This is a genomic window from Hymenobacter sp. 5317J-9, assembly GCF_022921075.1.
Lineage (GTDB): Bacteria > Bacteroidota > Bacteroidia > Cytophagales > Hymenobacteraceae > Hymenobacter.
In genome coordinates, this window is sequence record NZ_CP095050.1 from 5,198,276 (window position 1) to 5,212,617 (window position 14,342).

A 14,342-nucleotide genomic window follows, 5' to 3' on the forward strand; every position below is an offset into this window, starting at 1 on the left:
GTTACTGAAGCGGGCCTTTTCTTTCGGGAGTCTCGCTAAATAATCATCCTTTGATAATTATCTCCGCCACCTCGCGCCCGGTAGCCAGGGCGGCGTTGAGCGAGGGGTACGCGGCCCAATCGCCGCAGCGAAAGAGGTTTTCGGCCAGCTTCAGGGGCTGGCGCACGGGCTGGCCCGCCAGGTACACCGGCAGCGCCGCCGCAATGCGGTAGGTGCGCAGATGCTCCCATTGCCGGGCCGCCGGGCCAAACCACGCGGCCAGTTCTTCGCGCAGGCCGGCCGTGAGCTCGGCCTCGCCCAGGCTGCGCTCGCCGTGGGTGCTCACGGAAACCAACGAGCGCCCCGCCGGGGCATAGTCGCCGCTCACGTCGGCCGGAAAGGCCACGTTGTGCGCGAGGGCATTGGAAGAGGCGTTGAGACGCAGGAGCTTGTCGTTGCGGCCCGGCGAGTGGCCGCCGGGCGTGGCGAAATAGGTGCAGGTGGTGATGCGCGCCGCCGTGGGGAAGCTCGCTGCTTCGGTGCTGATAGAATCGTCGGGGTTGCCGCTGCGGCCGGCCAGCAGGCGCAGGCTGGTGAGGCCGTCGGTGGCCAGCACAATGGCGCTTGCGTTCAGCACCTTGCCCGAAGTGAGCCGCACCTGCGAGCCATCGACAATGGCCGCCACCGGCGCGTTGAGCTGCACCGCACCGGCGGGCAGGCGGGCCGCCAGCTGCTCGGGGAGCTGCTGCATGCCCAGCGCCGGCACGGCGGCCTCGCCCGTCACGAACTGCTGGAACACGAATTCAAAGAAGTTGCTGGCCGTGGTCAGCTCCCGGTCCAGAAACACCCCGCCAAAAAACGGCTTGAAGAACGAGTCAATCATTTGCTCGCTCCAGCCATAACGCTGCAAGAACGTGAGCGTGTCGGTGGCCGGGCGGGCCAGCAGTTCCTCGGGCTTGTATTTCAGCACGTGGCGCACCAGGCTGAGGATGCGCAGCTTATCAGGCAGCGTGCCAATGGGTGACGACAAAGCCGAAAACGCTGCCAGCGGCCGCTGCAATGGGTTTTCGAGGGTGGTTTCCTGGCCGTTGGGCAGCCGGATGACGGCCCCAGACCGAAACGCCCGCAGCTTGAGGGCGCCGTAGTCGAACAGGCGCCGGGCCTCGGGGTAGTTGGTTTGCAGCACCTGAAAGCCGCGGTCGAGCCGAAAGCCTTCGGGCGTGAGGTCGGTGCGCACGCGGCCGCCTACGGCGTCGCCGGCTTCGAGCACCCGCACCGGGCGGCCAGCGCGGTGCAGCCAGGTGGCGCACGCCAGGCCGGCCATGCCAGCGCCGATAATGATGATGGGTGAGGAGGGAGAACTCATGGAGAAAAACGTGGCTACAAGCTTTTTTGCGTTTACGGTCCTGATGAAGGCTGCAGACAAGCGCTTAAACAAAAAGATGGCGCAGCTAATTCGAACTGTGGTGGCTGCTCAAGCCGCGCTCAAAACAGCTTGGGCATTTTGTGCTCCTTCCACTTTTTGCGCGTTTTCATGGTCCAGAATTCGGCCACGCCGTCGCGGCGCAGGCTGAGCTGCCAGGCGCCCATGGGATGTCCCAGGCGGTAGCCGGTGGCCTGGTCCTTCGGAAACTGCTGCTGAATAAGGGCGTAATCGGCCTTTGAAATGTCCTTGCCCACTTCGCCATGGCAGCGCAGGCACAAGGCGTTGTTCAGCACAACAGGGCGCTGGTAAAAAAACACCTCCTGCGACTCGCGTGTGACCGTGCGCGTGGTGTCCGTGACCATGCTTGCGGCCGATAATATGCCCTGGCTGGCCGGATTACGCGGGCGCGGGCTCACCCGGCGGGCGGTGGCCTTCAGCACCTTGGCCAATGAATCGACCGAACGGTAGGTTTCGGGCCGGCAGAAGGCGGCGGCGCGGGCCACGCCGCCCGCGGCCAGTTCTCGGGCCAGGGTTTGGCGCAGGAGCGTGTCGGCGGTGGCGGTGAGGGAGTCGCCGGCCCAGCGCGCCGACTTCAGCAGTTCCTTGGGCATGATGCGCTTCACCTCCCAGTTGGCGGTTTCGATGCCAATGCGCTTGGTGTCCTTGAGGTGCTCTACCTGGTCGGGGCGGCAGGCCCCCAGGGCGGCCAGCACGAGCATGGCCCCGAGGCGAGTGGTTGACAAATAAGTAGCTAGGCTACGGTGCGTTGAGTGTGGCATGTTCGGTAAAGGCCAAGCCCGGATGGCTCGTTCCTAAGACAAGAAAGCTTTCAGTTCTTCGTAGTCAACCGCCAGGGGCACGCTTCGTTTGGCGCGGCCCTGCAGGGCCTGCACCACCTCGGGCAGCTGAATGGGCTGGCCCAGAATGGGCTCCACCACGGTTGGGAATTTCACGGGGTGGGCCGTGGCCAGAATCATGCCCGCAGCCCCAGCGTTTTCGGCCTGGTAGCGGCGCAAGGCCGTGTAGGCCACCGCGCCGTGCGGGTCGAGCAGGTAGCCTTTTTCGTTCCACACCTGCCGAATGGCGGCCACGGTGTCGTCGTCACTCACCGTATCGGCGCCCAGCGCGGCGCGCATCTTGCCCAGGTCGTTATCGAACAGCTCCAGAATGCGGGCAAAGTTGCTGGGGTTGCCCACGTCCATGGCGTTGGAAAAAGTGGGCACGGCCGGGCGCGGCGCAAAGGTGCCGGTGCGCAGGTAGGCCGGCACGGGCTCGTTGGCGTTGCAGGCCGCAATGAAATGCCCCAGCGGCAGCCCCGACGCCCGCGCCAGCAGCCCGGCGCAGATGTTGCCAAAGTTGCCACTGGGCACCGAAACCACCGGCGGCGCGGCGCCCTCTGGCCATTGCTGCGCGGCAAAGCAGTAATAGAGCTGCTGCGGCAGCCAGCGCGCCACGTTGATGCTGTTGGCCGACGTGAGGAAGCGCCGCTTGCTCAGCTCTGCGTCCTGAAACGCCTGCTTCACCAGCGCCTGGCAATCGTCGAAGGTGCCCTGCACTTCCAGCGCCGTGATGTTCTGGCCCAGGGTGGTGAGCTGCTGCTCCTGCACCGGGCTCACCTTGCCCGAAGGGTAGAGAATGACAACCTCCACCCCCGGCACGCCCAGAAAGCCGCTGGCCACGGCCCCGCCGGTATCGCCGGAAGTGGCCACCAGCACGGTCACGGGCGGGGTGTCGCCGCGCTGCGCGAAGTAGCCCAGGCAGCGGCTCATAAACCGCGCCCCCACGTCCTTGAACGCCAACGTGGGCCCGTGAAACAGCTCCAGCGCCGCCACACCCTCCGTCACGGGCACCAACGGAAAGTCGAAATCAACCGCCTCGGCGCAGATGCGGAGCAAATCGGCGGGCGGAATGGCGTCGCCCACGTAGGGCTGCATCACGTTCAGGGCCACCGTGGCTTTGCTCAGGGTGCGCAGCTCGCGCAGGAAGCCCGGCAGGAACTTCGGGATGGTTTCGGGGAAATACAGGCCGCCGTCCGGCGCCTGGCCGGTAACCGTGGCCGTGCGAAAATCAACCCGCGGCGACTGGTGGCGGAGGCTGTAGTATTTCATTAATCAATGCTTTAGGCTGAAACGACCCGCGCGCCCTGCGTGGCCACCGGCCCTACATAGACGTGGAATTCAATCCCAAGTTCGGCGAACACCTCGCCCATGGCCGTGCCTACCGTTTGCGCCGTTGCCGCCGTCTTATTCAGCATGAAGATGGACGGGCCCGAGCCCGATATGCCCCCGCCGATGGCCCCGGCGGCCAAGGCCCGCCGGCGGGCCTCGGCCAGACCGGGAATGAGCGGCAGGCGGGCCGGCTCCACGATGTAATCGTCCAGCGAGCGGCCTATCAGGTCATAATCAGCCGTTAGGAAACCCGACACCAAGCCCGCCACGTTGGCCCATTGGCGTGTGGCCAGCTTCAGGGGCACGTCGGTGGGCAGCACTTTGCGCGAGTCGCTGGTTTTGACTTCAATCTGGGGGTGCACCACGGCCACCCACAGCGGCGGCGACTGCAAAGCGACAATGTCGATGGCCGGCGTCACGGCCCGCACCACCGTGAAGCCGCCGAACACGGCCGGCGCAATGTTGTCGGCGTGCCGCGCGCCCGAGGCCACGGCCTCCCCTTCCATGGCAAAATCAACCAGCTCCATTTTGCTGAAGCGGTTATGCAGCAGCGCATTGGCGCCCACCACGGCGCCCACGGCGCTGGCGGCGCTGCTGCCCACGCCGCTGCCCGGCTTGATGCCTTTGGTAATTTCCACGTCGAAGCCCACGGCATCGGGCGCGGCTTGCAGCATGGCCAGCAAAGCCACGCCCGCCACGTTGTGCGCGGGGTCGGTGGGCAGGTTATAGGGGTCGAGGTGCTGGATGCGGACGCCGGGCGTGGCACTCAGCGTGACGCGCACGGCATCGTAAGGAGCCTCAAGGGCGAGGCCCAGTACATCGAAGCCACAGCCAAGGTTAGAAAGGGTGGCGGGGGAATGAACGAGAACGGAATCAGGCATGACTTTTAGTGAACAGTTAACAGTGAGCAGTTAACCATGAGCCATTGCTTGTTCACTGCTCACTATTAACTGTTCACTGATTTTAAAGCCGCGCGGCGCGAATAATGTCGGCGAATACGCCGCTGGCCGTTACTTCCGCGCCAGCCCCGGCGCCCTTCACCACCAGCGGCTGCTCCACGTAGCGGTCGGTGTAGAAGAGCACCACGTTGTCTTTGCCGCGCAGGTCGTAGAGGTCGTGGCCGGGCGCCACGGTTTGCAGGCCCACGCTGGCGCGGCCATCGGCGTAGCGCGCCACAAATTTCAGGCGCTTGCCGGCGGCCGCGGCTTCGTCATAGAGGGCGCGGAAGTGCGCTTCGTGCGCGGCCATCTGCGTGTAGAAGGCTTCCACATCCCCTTCCAGGCAGGCTGGCGGCAGAAAACCGTTGATTTCGATGTCGGCCATTTCCATCACCTGCCCGGCTTCGCGGGCCAGGATGAGGATTTTGCGGGCCACGTCGGTGCCGCTCAGGTCGAGGCGCGGGTCGGGCTCGGTGTAGCCTTCGGCCTGGGCCTGGCGCACCACCTCGGCAAAGGGCCGCGTGCCGTCGTAGTGGTTGAACACAAAATTGAGCGTGCCCGAAAGCACCGCCTCCATGCGCCGCACCACGTCGCCGCTGCGCGTGAGGTCGTTGAGCGTGCCGATGACAGGCAGGGCCGCGCCCACGTTCGTCTCAAACAAGTAGCTGGCGTTGAATTCTTTCGACAGACTCTTGAGCCGGGCGTAGTGCGCGTAGTCCGACGACGCGGCCACCTTGTTGCAGGCCACCACGGCCACGCTCTTGGCCAGCAAGTCGGCGTAGATGCCGGCAGCGGCCGGGTTGGCCGTCACGTCCACGAAGATGGAGTTGCGCAGGTTGCGGCTGATGATGAGCTCCTTGAACTCGTTAAGCGTCTGGGCCGGCGCCTGGGCCAGTTCGGCGGGCCAGGCCGTCAGGTCGAGGCCATTTTCGTCCACCAGGCAATGGCGGCTGTTGGCAATGGCCACCACGCGCACCTGCAGGCCCATTTTTTCGAGCAAATGAGGCTGCTGGCGGGCCAGCTGTTCCAGTAGCTTGCTGCCCACATTGCCGGGGCCGAGAATGAAGAGGTTCACCTGCTTCTTGGTGGCTTCAAAAAAGGCTTCGTGCAGCACATTGATGGCCTTGCGCACGTCGGCGGCCCGAATGACCGTTGAGATGTTCTTCTCCGAAGCGCCCTGCGCAATGGCCCGGATGTTTACCCCGTTTTGCCCAAGCGCCCCAAACAGCTTGCCGCTGATGCCGGGATGGTCCTTCATGTTTTCGCCCACCAGGGCCACAATGGCCAGGTCGGTTTCGGGCCGCAGCGGCTCGATGCGGCCCGCCGCAATTTCCACCGCAAACTCTTCGTCCACGGCTATTTTAGCCAGGCCGGCGTCCTGCGCGTTCACGCCCACACAGATGGAATGCTCCGACGAGCTTTGCGTGATGAGCACCACGTTGATGCGCTCGCGGGCCAAAGCCGCAAACAGCCGCATCGAAAAGCCTGGAATGCCCACCATGCCGCTGCCCTCCAGGTTCAGCAGCGTGAGGTTGCCGATGCTGGAGATGCCCTGCACCACGGCCGGCGTGCGCGGCGGCTCCACTTCCACCAGGGTACCGTAATCGTCGGGGGCGAAGGTGTTTTTAATCCAGAGCGGAATGCCGCGCCGCATCACCGGCTGAATGGTGGGCGGGTAGAGCACCTTGGCGCCGAAGTGCGACAGCTCCATGGCTTCCTGGTAGCTGATGCGGGCAATGGGCCGGGCGCCGCGCACGAGGCGCGGGTCGGCGGTCATCATGCCGCTCACGTCGGTCCAGATTTCCAGCTTTTCGGCGTCGAGGGCCGCGGCCAGCAGGGCGGCGGTGTAGTCGGAGCCGCCGCGGCCGAGCGTGGTGGCGGCGCCGTGGGCGTCGGCGGCGATGAAGCCGGGCACGACCCACACGTTGGCCGAATGATTACCGCGAAATTCGGCCACCTGCTTTTCGGTCGTGCCCATGTCCACCTCGGCCATGCCGAAGCGCGAATTGGTCCGAATCAGCTGCCGGGCGTCGGCCCACACCACGTCGAGGCCGTACGCCTGGGCGGCAGTGGCGATGAGCTGCGACGACAGCAGCTCGCCGTAGCTCATGAGCCGGTCGAGGGTGCGGTTCGACAGTTCGCCGAGGGCGAAAATGCCGTCGCACAGCTGCTTCAGCTCATCGAACTGGGCCTGGATGTGGGCAATGGCGGAGTGCTGGGCATCGGCCCCCAGCAGGTCGTGGGCCGCAGTTACGTGCCGCTCCTCTAGCTGCTGCAGGGCCTCGCGAAAGTCCTCGTTGGCTTGTTCGGCGGCCCGCCCGGCCCCAATCACGCCATCAGTCGTGCCGCCCAGGGCCGACACCACCATCACCACCGGACCTTGTTCGGCCGCTTTGGCCACGATGGCCAGCGACTTGCGGATATTCTCGGCGGAGGCCACCGACGTGCCTCCGAATTTCAACACGTGCATACACTCAGGCCGACGGGCGGCGGTTGGGTTATGATGCTGAATGAACGTCCGGCCTACATAGCGGTGTTTAGATTCAGTATCTTTGCAAACTACTGACTAAATACCGAACGCCCGATGCTGGATAAATTAGAAGCCATCAATCAACGATACGAAAACGTCAACGAGGAATTGATGCAGCCCGACGTGATGTCGGACCTGAAGCGCTATAAGGCCCTGAACAAGGAATACAAGGAACTGGGCAAGATTGTGGCCGAATACCGCAATTACCAGCAGGTGCTCAGCAACATCGAAAACGCCCGCGAAGTCATCGCCACCGAGAAGGACCAGGACTTCCGCGAGATGGCCAAGGCCGAACTCGACGAGCTGCAGCCCGAGCAGGAGCGCCTCGAAGAAGTCATCAAGGACCTGCTGCTGCCCAAAGACCCCAACGACTCCAAGGACGTCATCATGGAAATCCGGGCCGGCGCGGGTGGCGACGAGGCCGCCATTTTTGCCGGCGACCTGCAGCGCATGTACATGCGCTTCGCCGAAAAGCAGGGCTGGAAAATGGAGCTAATTGACGCCATGGAAGGCACGGCCGGCGGCTACAAGGAAATCATCGTGGGCGTGCGCGGCGAGGACGTGTACGGCAAGCTCAAGTTTGAGAGCGGCGTGCACCGCGTGCAGCGCGTGCCGGCCACCGAAACCCAAGGCCGCATCCACACCAGCGTGGCTTCGGTGGTGGTGATTCCGGAAGCCGAGGAATTCGACATCGAGCTCAACATGAGCGACATCCGCAAGGACTACTTCTGCTCCAGCGGCCCCGGCGGCCAGTCGGTAAACACCACCTACTCGGCCGTGCGCCTCACCCACTTGCCCACCGGCCTCGTGGCCCAGTGCCAGGACCAGAAGTCGCAGCTCAAAAACTTCGACAAAGCTCTGGCCGTGCTGCGCTCCCGCGTGTACGAGATGGAGCTGGCCAAGAAAAACGAAGCCGACGGCGCCGTGCGCAAAAGCATGATTGGCGGCGGCGACCGCAGCGACAAAATCCGCACCTACAACTACCCGCAGGGCCGCGTGACCGACCACCGCATCGGCTACACCGTCTACAACCTGGCCAGCGTGATGGAAGGCAACGTGGACGACTTCGTGGAGCAGCTGCGCCTGGCCGAAAGCGCCGAGCGCCTGCAGGAAGGCGTGACCAAGTAAGAAGGTCCACCCCAGATAAAAGCGCCGGCACTTGCCGGCGCTTTTGCAATTTTTTCTGGTTTCATCGTTTGTTCGGCGCCCCGGCCCGCGAGCCTGTTATCCTCTATGCGCTACCTCTTCCCGCTGTTTCTCATCCTGAGTTGCCTGCTCACCTTCCTGCCCGGCTGCGAGCCCAAGGAGGACCTGATTCAGACCTCGGGCAGCCTGGAAATGGGGGCCGACACGGTGCTGTTCGACACGGTGTTCACCACCATCAAAACCGTGACCAAGCGCGTGTGGGTGTACAACCGCAACGGCGGCGCGGTGAAAACCGATGTGAGCCTGGCCGGCCTGGCGGGCAACACCTACTCGCTGATTATCAACGGCGACGCGGGCCCGGTGGTGAACAACATCACCGTGCGGGGCAACGACAGCCTGCTGGTGCTGGTACGCGCCACCTTAGGCGACAACGGGCAAGCCACCGTGGCCAAAAAGTTTCTGGTGGAAGACGAAGTACGCTTCCGCACCAACGGCAACGAGCAGAAAGTGAAGCTGGTGGCCTATGGGCAAAACGCCTATTTCCACCGCGCCGACCTGATTCGGGTAGACACCACGTGGCCTACCGATAAGCCGCACGTCATCATCAACGCCAATTATGTGCCGCCAGGCGGCGGGCAGGCCTATCCGGTGGGCGTGGCTGTGCTGCAGGGCATCACGCTCACCATTCCGAAGGGCGCCCGCATTTATTCCCACGCCGGCGCCTATTTGCAGGTGGATGGCCGCCTGCTGGTGGGCCAGGACTTTGTGCCGCCCACGGGCACTAGCAACGACTCGGTAAAGGCCAACAACCCCAACATCGTGCGCTTTACCGGCGACCGGCTGGAGCCGCAATACGCCGATGCGCCGGGGCAATGGGGCGGCATCATTTTCACCCCCAACAGCATCGGCAACCGCATTCGCTACGCCGAAATCAAGAACGCCACGTTTGGGGCACTGCTTTACAATCCGGATAACACCGCCCCGCGGCACCCCAACTTGGTGCTGGACAATACGGTCATCCGCAACATTTCCGGGGCCAATGTTTCGTTTGCCAACGCTAATGCCAGCACGGGCGGCGGCATCATCAGCTATTCCGGCGACGTGACGGCCACCAACTGCCTGTTCACCAACTGCGGCGAGTACGCGGTGCTGGGCGTGGGCGGCGGCGTGTACGATTTCAACTTCTGCACCTTCGCCAACTACACGCCTTCCTTCCGTCGCGAAACGGCCTCGCTGGCCTTCACCAATGAGCTGGCCAGCGACGATACCAAGACCGGCCCCACCAGCGTCACCATTCGCAATTCCATTGTGTGGGGCTCCTATGAGGACGAGCTATTGCTGAAAAACAGCAGCGCTTACAGCCTGCTCAACATCAGCAACTCCCTGCTGCGCACCCAGGATTACAAGGCTGAAACCGACGCGGCTGACAAGCCCGGCCTGGCGCTTCCCACTCGCAGAAACATCATCAACGAGGACCCGCTGTTTGTGCGCACCACGCTCACCTCCAGCCGGCCCGACTACTCCCTGCAAGCCGCTTCCAAGGCCGCTACTCCCCGGCGCACGCCCGTGGGCGGCAACTTACCGGCCCGCGACCTGCTCAACCTGCCGCGCAACACCGCCCAGCCCACTATAGGTGCCTATGAGCACCGGTAAACCCGTGTGCCCGCAAGGCCCCTACTCTACCTGCCCGGCCGCGGAGTAGCGCAGCGTATCGAACAGCACCAGCTTCTGGGTTCCCTGCACTTCGTAGTGGCTGAGCTGCCCGTTTTGCAGTTGGAACCGCAACTGCTTTTGCGCCGAAAAAAGCGGGTTGTCCTGCTCGATGGTGGCAGCTACTTCCTGGGGCACTGCGCCCTGCTGCACCACCGATAGCTGCGCCACCGGCGCGTTGGGCTGGCCGGGGCGGCGGGTATAGGTGCGGCGCACCGCGCCCGTGGGCAGTACCACCGAATCCACGGCGTAAGCGCCGCGCAGGGCGGCTTTGTTGATGTCGGCCTGGAATAGAATCTGGAGTTCGTCGTTCCACTTCACGGCGGGCACGCGCACGGTTTCGAGGGCGCCGCCGCGCAGGCTCACGCGCTTGGTCACGGCGGCATGGCGGCGGTCCAGCTGCTCTACCTGACGGGTCAGCAGGCCTTTCACATCGAAGTACAGCGGCCGCCGGGGAGCCGGCGCCGCCGGGCTGGCGTCGCCGCAGGCCGTGGCGAGCAGGCCCACACCGGCCAGCAGCACCGCCCCAAGCCCTTTTCTCCCGTCCTTACGCATTCGGCGTGGCGGGACGGAGGATGCTCTGGCCCGTCATTTCCAGCGGCTTGGGCACCCCCATCAGCTCCAGGATGGTGGGGGCCAGGTCGCCAAGCTTGCCGTCGGCCAACGTGCCGCGGTAGTCGTTGTCGACCAGGATGCAGGGCACCAGGTTGGTGGTGTGCGCGGTGTTGGGCGAGCCGTCGGCATTGCGCATGAACTCGGCATTGCCGTGGTCGGCAATGATGATGCTGGCGTAGCCGTTGGCCAGGGCGGTTTCCACCACGGCCTGGGCGCACTGGTCGGTGGTTTCCACGGCTTTCACCACGGCCTCGAACACGCCGGTGTGGCCCACCATGTCGGGGTTGGCGAAGTTGAGCACCACAAAATCAGCCGACTTGGCCTGCAGCTCGGGTATCAGGGCGTCGCGCAGGTCGGCGGCGCTCATTTCGGGCTGGAGGTCATAGGTCGCCACTTTGGGCGAGGGCCGCAGGATGCGCTTTTCACCCACAAACTCGTTTTCGCGGCCGCCCGAGAAGAAGAATGTCACGTGCGGGTACTTCTCGGTTTCAGCAATGCGAATCTGGGTTTTGCCGTGGTCGGCCAGCACCTCGCCGAGTGTATTATTCAGGTTGTCCTTCTCAAAAATGGGCGTCACGCCCACAAACGTGTCGTCGTAGTTGGTTAGGGTGAGGTAGTGCAGGTTGAGGCGATGCATCTGAAATGCATTCATGTCCTGCTGGGTCAGCACTTCCGTGATTTCACGGCCGCGGTCGGTGCGAAAGTTGAAGCACAGCACCACGTCGCCGTCCTGAATGGTGGCCAGCGGCTGGCCGTCGGCGCCGGTTTTCACAATGGGTTTCAGAAACTCATCGGTCACGCCGTCCTTGTACTGCTCCTGCACGCTCTGAATCAGGTTTTGCGAGGGCGTGCCCACGCCGTTCACCAGCAGGTCGTAGGCCACTTTCACCCGCTCCCAGCGGCGGTCGCGGTCCATGGCGTAGTAGCGGCCCACCACCGAGGCGATTTTGGCGCCGTTGCGCTCGTTGTGCTGCTCCAGGTCGTTGATGAAGCGCACGCCGCTCTTGGGGTCGGTGTCGCGCCCGTCGGTGAAGGCGTGCACGAACACGCGGCGCACACCGGCCTCGTGGGCAATGGTGCAGAGGGCCTTCACGTGGTCGATGTGCGAGTGCACGCCGCCGTCGCTCAGCAAGCCGATGAGGTGCAGCGGCTTGTCGTTGGCCGTGGCGTATTCAAAGGCTTTCACCAGCGCGGGCATCTGGCCCAGCTTGCGCTCCCGAATGCTCTTGCCGATGCGCACCAGTTCCTGGTCGACCACGCGGCCGGCCCCGATGTTCATGTGGCCCACCTCGGAGTTGCCCATCTGGCCCTCGGGCAGGCCCACGGCTTCGCCCGAAGCCTGCAAGGTGCTGTGCGGATAACGCTGCAACAGCGCATGATAGAACGGCGTATTAGCCGCATCCACCGCCGAAACGGCCGCATTCGGGGCAATGCCCCACCCATCCAAAATCACCAACAAAACCTGCTTATTCATGGCGCGAAGATACGGCCGGTCCGCCCATGGGTTGGAATTATCTATCTTCGCGGCCGCTTGGCCTTGTTTTTCTTTCTGTTAAGTTTACTCGCAAACTTTACGGGCTGAATAACAGGTCTGTTTTCTATCCTGGCACCATTTTGGCTTCAAATCCGCCGCGTATGACGCACTTATTACCCCGATAATGAAACGCTATTTGTTTAGAACGCTATTTTTAAGCTGGCTATTCCTGCTGGGCTTGGGCGCGGCCCACGCGCAGTCTGATAACCTCGGGGCCGTGCGCGCCGCCTTGCGCAATGGTTCCTCCCGCGAGCTGTCGCAGTATTTTGCTCCCACCGTGGAGATTGGCTTCGACGGCGACAAGCAGAGCTATAACTCCACGCAGGCCGAGATTGTGATGAAGGACATCTTCGCCAAGAACGCGCCCAGCACGTTTGAGTTTATCCACCAGGGCCAGAGCGGCGAAGGCATTCAGTATGCCATCGGGCGCTATACGGGCAAGACCGGCACCTACCGCTTGTTTGTGAAGCTGAAGCCCTCGCGCGGGGCCCCGCTGATTGACACGCTGGACTTTACCAAAGAATAAGCCCGAAGCCCCGACCTGATTAGGTCGGGGCTTTTTGTTTGGCTTTCGCCACCGCCGCAAGGGCCGTACCTTTGCACTGTGCAAACCCCACCCGCTTCCTACCTCACGCCCGAGGCCCTGACCACTTTCATCCGCACGGCCCTGGCCGAGGACGTGGGCGACGGCGACCATTCCGCCCTGGCGTCCATTCCGGCCGAGGCGCGCAACCGCGCCCACCTGCTGGTGAAAGGCGAAGGCCTGCTGGCCGGCATGGCGCTGGCTCCGCTGATTTTTGCCGAAGTCGACCCCACGCTCACCATGACGCCCCTGCTGGCCGACGGTGCCCGCGTGAAGCACGGCGACATCGCCTTCACGGTGGAAGGCCCGGCGCGCAGCATCCTCACCGCCGAGCGGCTGGTGCTCAACTGCATGCAACGCATGAGCGGCATTGCCACCTACACGGCCCACCTGAACAACCTGATTGCCGGCACCAATGCCAAGCTGCTCGACACCCGCAAAACCACGCCCAATTTCCGGCTGTGCGAGAAGTGGGCCGTGCTCATCGGCGGCGGCGTGAACCACCGCTACGGGCTGTTCGACATGATTATTCTGAAGGACAACCACGTCGACTACGCCGGCGGCATTGCCCAGGCCATTGCCGCCACGCACGCCTACCTGGAGCAAACGGGTCGGCAGTTGCCCATCGAAATCGAAACCCGCTCGCTGGACGAGGTGCAGCAGGCTTTGGACGCTGGCGGCATCACCCGCATCATGCTCGACAACATGCGCCCCGAGCTGCTGCGCGAAGCCGTGGCCCTGGTGGCCGGGCGCTACCCCACCGAGGCCAGCGGCGGCATCACCGAGCAAACCATTGCCGAAGTAGCCCAGACGGGCGTCGACTATATCTCCGTCGGGGCCCTCACCCATTCAGTTAAGAGCCTCGATTTGAGCTTGAAAGCATATTGAAATAGAACGTCATGCAGAGTGCAGCGAAGCATCTCGCTCGGAGCAGTGACTTAATCGATTGAATTACTACTGCACACTGCACGCGAGATGCTTCGCTGCGCTCTGCATGACGTTCCGGCGCTAGCATTACTATACCATGAACCAACCCAACCAACGGGGCGGAGGCGGCGGCTTCCGCCAAGCCCAGCAGGCATCGCCGCTGGCCATTCGCACCAAGAAATCGCAGCTCACCACCGACGCCTACACCAAGATGGTGATGGGCGAAGTGTGGAAAAAAGACTGGGTGTACGCCCTCATTCCGTTTGTGCTGGGCCTGCTGCCGGCCATTTTCCTGCCTTCGTGGTGGTGGATTGCCCTGGCCGTCGTGCTCACCATTTTGTTCGTACTGTTCCGCTCGGCGCAGGTGACGGGCATTACGCAGATGGAGCAAAGCAAGCCCCTGTTTGAGCGCATGGCATTTGAGATGGACAACAAGCAGCTGCTGCTGCGCGTGGGCCCCGAAAAGGAAGGCAAAGCCATGCAGCTGAACTGGGACATGATAGACCGCGCCCGCCGCGACGCCGACGCCTACCTGCTCTACCTGAAGCCCGGCACGCCGCCCGAAGGCCTGGCCGCCTGGCGCCTGTGGCTGGCGCGCACTTTCGACGTGCCGGTGTTTTTACATTTGCCCCAGCGCATCTTCAACTCGCCCAACGACCTGAAGTTGTTTGAGGCCCTGCTGCGCCGCAAAAACCTGCTGCCCGCCGAAGCCGGCGCCACAACCGTTTAATTCCGGCGGCAGTATGCGGACGGGACAGTGCCCGGTTCGTTTGTTTTCGAAATCAA

General features: G+C 63.5%; 12 protein-coding genes. 5 read left to right on the forward strand and 7 right to left on the reverse strand.

Features of this window, described 5'->3' with window-relative positions:
• Window positions 1-43: 43 nt before the first annotated feature.
• From MUN81_RS21830 to thrA, 5 genes are all read right to left on the reverse strand, one after another.
• Window positions 44-1,345 carry an NAD(P)/FAD-dependent oxidoreductase gene (locus MUN81_RS21830; protein WP_245114267.1) on the reverse strand — a complete coding sequence of 434 codons (1,302 nt, stop codon included), beginning with the start codon at window positions 1,343-1,345 and terminating at the stop codon, window positions 44-46.
• 119 nt (window positions 1,346-1,464) lie between these two features.
• Window positions 1,465-2,148 (reverse strand): DUF3365 domain-containing protein, encoded by a 684-nt coding sequence (locus MUN81_RS21835; protein WP_245114269.1) that lies wholly within the window; start codon window positions 2,146-2,148, stop codon window positions 1,465-1,467.
• 69 nt (window positions 2,149-2,217) lie between these two features.
• Window positions 2,218-3,513 carry a threonine synthase gene (gene thrC, locus MUN81_RS21840; protein ID WP_245114272.1) on the reverse strand — a complete coding sequence of 432 codons (1,296 nt, stop codon included), beginning with the start codon at window positions 3,511-3,513 and terminating at the stop codon, window positions 2,218-2,220.
• An 11-nt stretch (window positions 3,514-3,524) separates the two neighbouring features.
• Window positions 3,525-4,454 (reverse strand): homoserine kinase, encoded by a 930-nt coding sequence (locus MUN81_RS21845; protein WP_245114273.1) that lies wholly within the window; start codon window positions 4,452-4,454, stop codon window positions 3,525-3,527.
• Window positions 4,455-4,536: 82 nt separating this feature from the next.
• Window positions 4,537-6,981 carry a bifunctional aspartate kinase/homoserine dehydrogenase I gene (gene thrA / locus MUN81_RS21850; protein WP_245114276.1) on the reverse strand — a complete coding sequence of 815 codons (2,445 nt, stop codon included), beginning with the start codon at window positions 6,979-6,981 and terminating at the stop codon, window positions 4,537-4,539.
• Between the two features lie 114 nt (window positions 6,982-7,095).
• Between thrA and prfA the strand changes: the two genes are divergently transcribed.
• Both prfA and MUN81_RS21860 read left to right on the forward strand, forming a co-directional pair.
• Complete coding sequence (gene prfA / locus MUN81_RS21855) at window positions 7,096-8,169, forward strand: peptide chain release factor 1 (RefSeq protein WP_198975568.1); 1,074 nt, start codon at window positions 7,096-7,098, stop codon at window positions 8,167-8,169.
• A gap of 105 nt (window positions 8,170-8,274) precedes the next feature.
• Complete coding sequence (locus MUN81_RS21860) at window positions 8,275-9,840, forward strand: hypothetical protein (protein ID WP_245114279.1); 1,566 nt, start codon at window positions 8,275-8,277, stop codon at window positions 9,838-9,840.
• A gap of 21 nt (window positions 9,841-9,861) precedes the next feature.
• Here MUN81_RS21860 and MUN81_RS21865 read toward each other — a convergent pair whose 3' ends face one another.
• Window positions 9,862-10,452, reverse strand: a complete 591-nt coding sequence (locus tag MUN81_RS21865; protein ID WP_245114282.1) for a hypothetical protein — start codon at window positions 10,450-10,452, stop codon at window positions 9,862-9,864.
• On the reverse strand, window positions 10,445-11,986 hold the full coding sequence (gene gpmI / locus MUN81_RS21870; protein ID WP_245114284.1) for a 2,3-bisphosphoglycerate-independent phosphoglycerate mutase: 1,542 nt from the start codon (window positions 11,984-11,986) through the stop codon (window positions 10,445-10,447). Before gpmI ends, MUN81_RS21865 begins: the two co-directional genes overlap by 8 nt.
• Window positions 11,987-12,170: 184 nt before the next feature.
• On the opposite strand from gpmI, the gene MUN81_RS21875 reads away from it, so the two are divergent.
• The 3 genes from MUN81_RS21875 (at window position 12,171) to MUN81_RS21885 (ending at window position 14,286) form a co-directional block, all read left to right on the forward strand.
• Entirely contained in the window at window positions 12,171-12,572 is a 402-nt protein-coding gene (locus tag MUN81_RS21875; protein ID WP_245114286.1) for a DUF4783 domain-containing protein, read from the forward strand.
• Between the two features lie 78 nt (window positions 12,573-12,650).
• The gene (gene nadC, locus MUN81_RS21880; RefSeq protein WP_245114288.1) at window positions 12,651-13,517 is read left to right on the forward strand and encodes a carboxylating nicotinate-nucleotide diphosphorylase; all 867 of its coding nucleotides are present in this window, start codon (window positions 12,651-12,653) and stop codon (window positions 13,515-13,517) included.
• A 136-nt stretch (window positions 13,518-13,653) separates the two neighbouring features.
• Window positions 13,654-14,286: a YcxB family protein gene (locus MUN81_RS21885; protein WP_245114289.1), complete on the forward strand. Its 633-nt coding sequence runs from the start codon at window positions 13,654-13,656 to the stop codon at window positions 14,284-14,286.
• Window positions 14,287-14,342: the final 56 nt, after the last annotated feature.

What these genes read in the sequence shown, in the direction of transcription:
- MUN81_RS21830 (WP_245114267.1), bottom strand. Translation starts at nt 1,345, where the DNA reads ATGAGTTCTCCCTCCTCACCCATCATCATTATCGGCGCTGGCATGGCC.
- thrC (WP_245114272.1), bottom strand. Translation starts at nt 3,513, where the DNA reads ATGAAATACTACAGCCTCCGCCACCAGTCGCCGCGGGTTGATTTTCGC.
- MUN81_RS21845 (WP_245114273.1), bottom strand. Translation starts at nt 4,454, where the DNA reads ATGCCTGATTCCGTTCTCGTTCATTCCCCCGCCACCCTTTCTAACCTT.
- thrA (WP_245114276.1), bottom strand. Translation starts at nt 6,981, where the DNA reads ATGCACGTGTTGAAATTCGGAGGCACGTCGGTGGCCTCCGCCGAGAAT.
- prfA (WP_198975568.1), top strand. Translation starts at nt 7,096, where the DNA reads ATGCTGGATAAATTAGAAGCCATCAATCAACGATACGAAAACGTCAAC.
- MUN81_RS21860 (WP_245114279.1), top strand. Translation starts at nt 8,275, where the DNA reads ATGCGCTACCTCTTCCCGCTGTTTCTCATCCTGAGTTGCCTGCTCACC.
- MUN81_RS21865 (WP_245114282.1), bottom strand. Translation starts at nt 10,452, where the DNA reads ATGCGTAAGGACGGGAGAAAAGGGCTTGGGGCGGTGCTGCTGGCCGGT.
- gpmI (WP_245114284.1), bottom strand. Translation starts at nt 11,986, where the DNA reads ATGAATAAGCAGGTTTTGTTGGTGATTTTGGATGGGTGGGGCATTGCC.
- MUN81_RS21875 (WP_245114286.1), top strand. Translation starts at nt 12,171, where the DNA reads ATGAAACGCTATTTGTTTAGAACGCTATTTTTAAGCTGGCTATTCCTG.
- MUN81_RS21885 (WP_245114289.1), top strand. Translation starts at nt 13,654, where the DNA reads ATGAACCAACCCAACCAACGGGGCGGAGGCGGCGGCTTCCGCCAAGCC.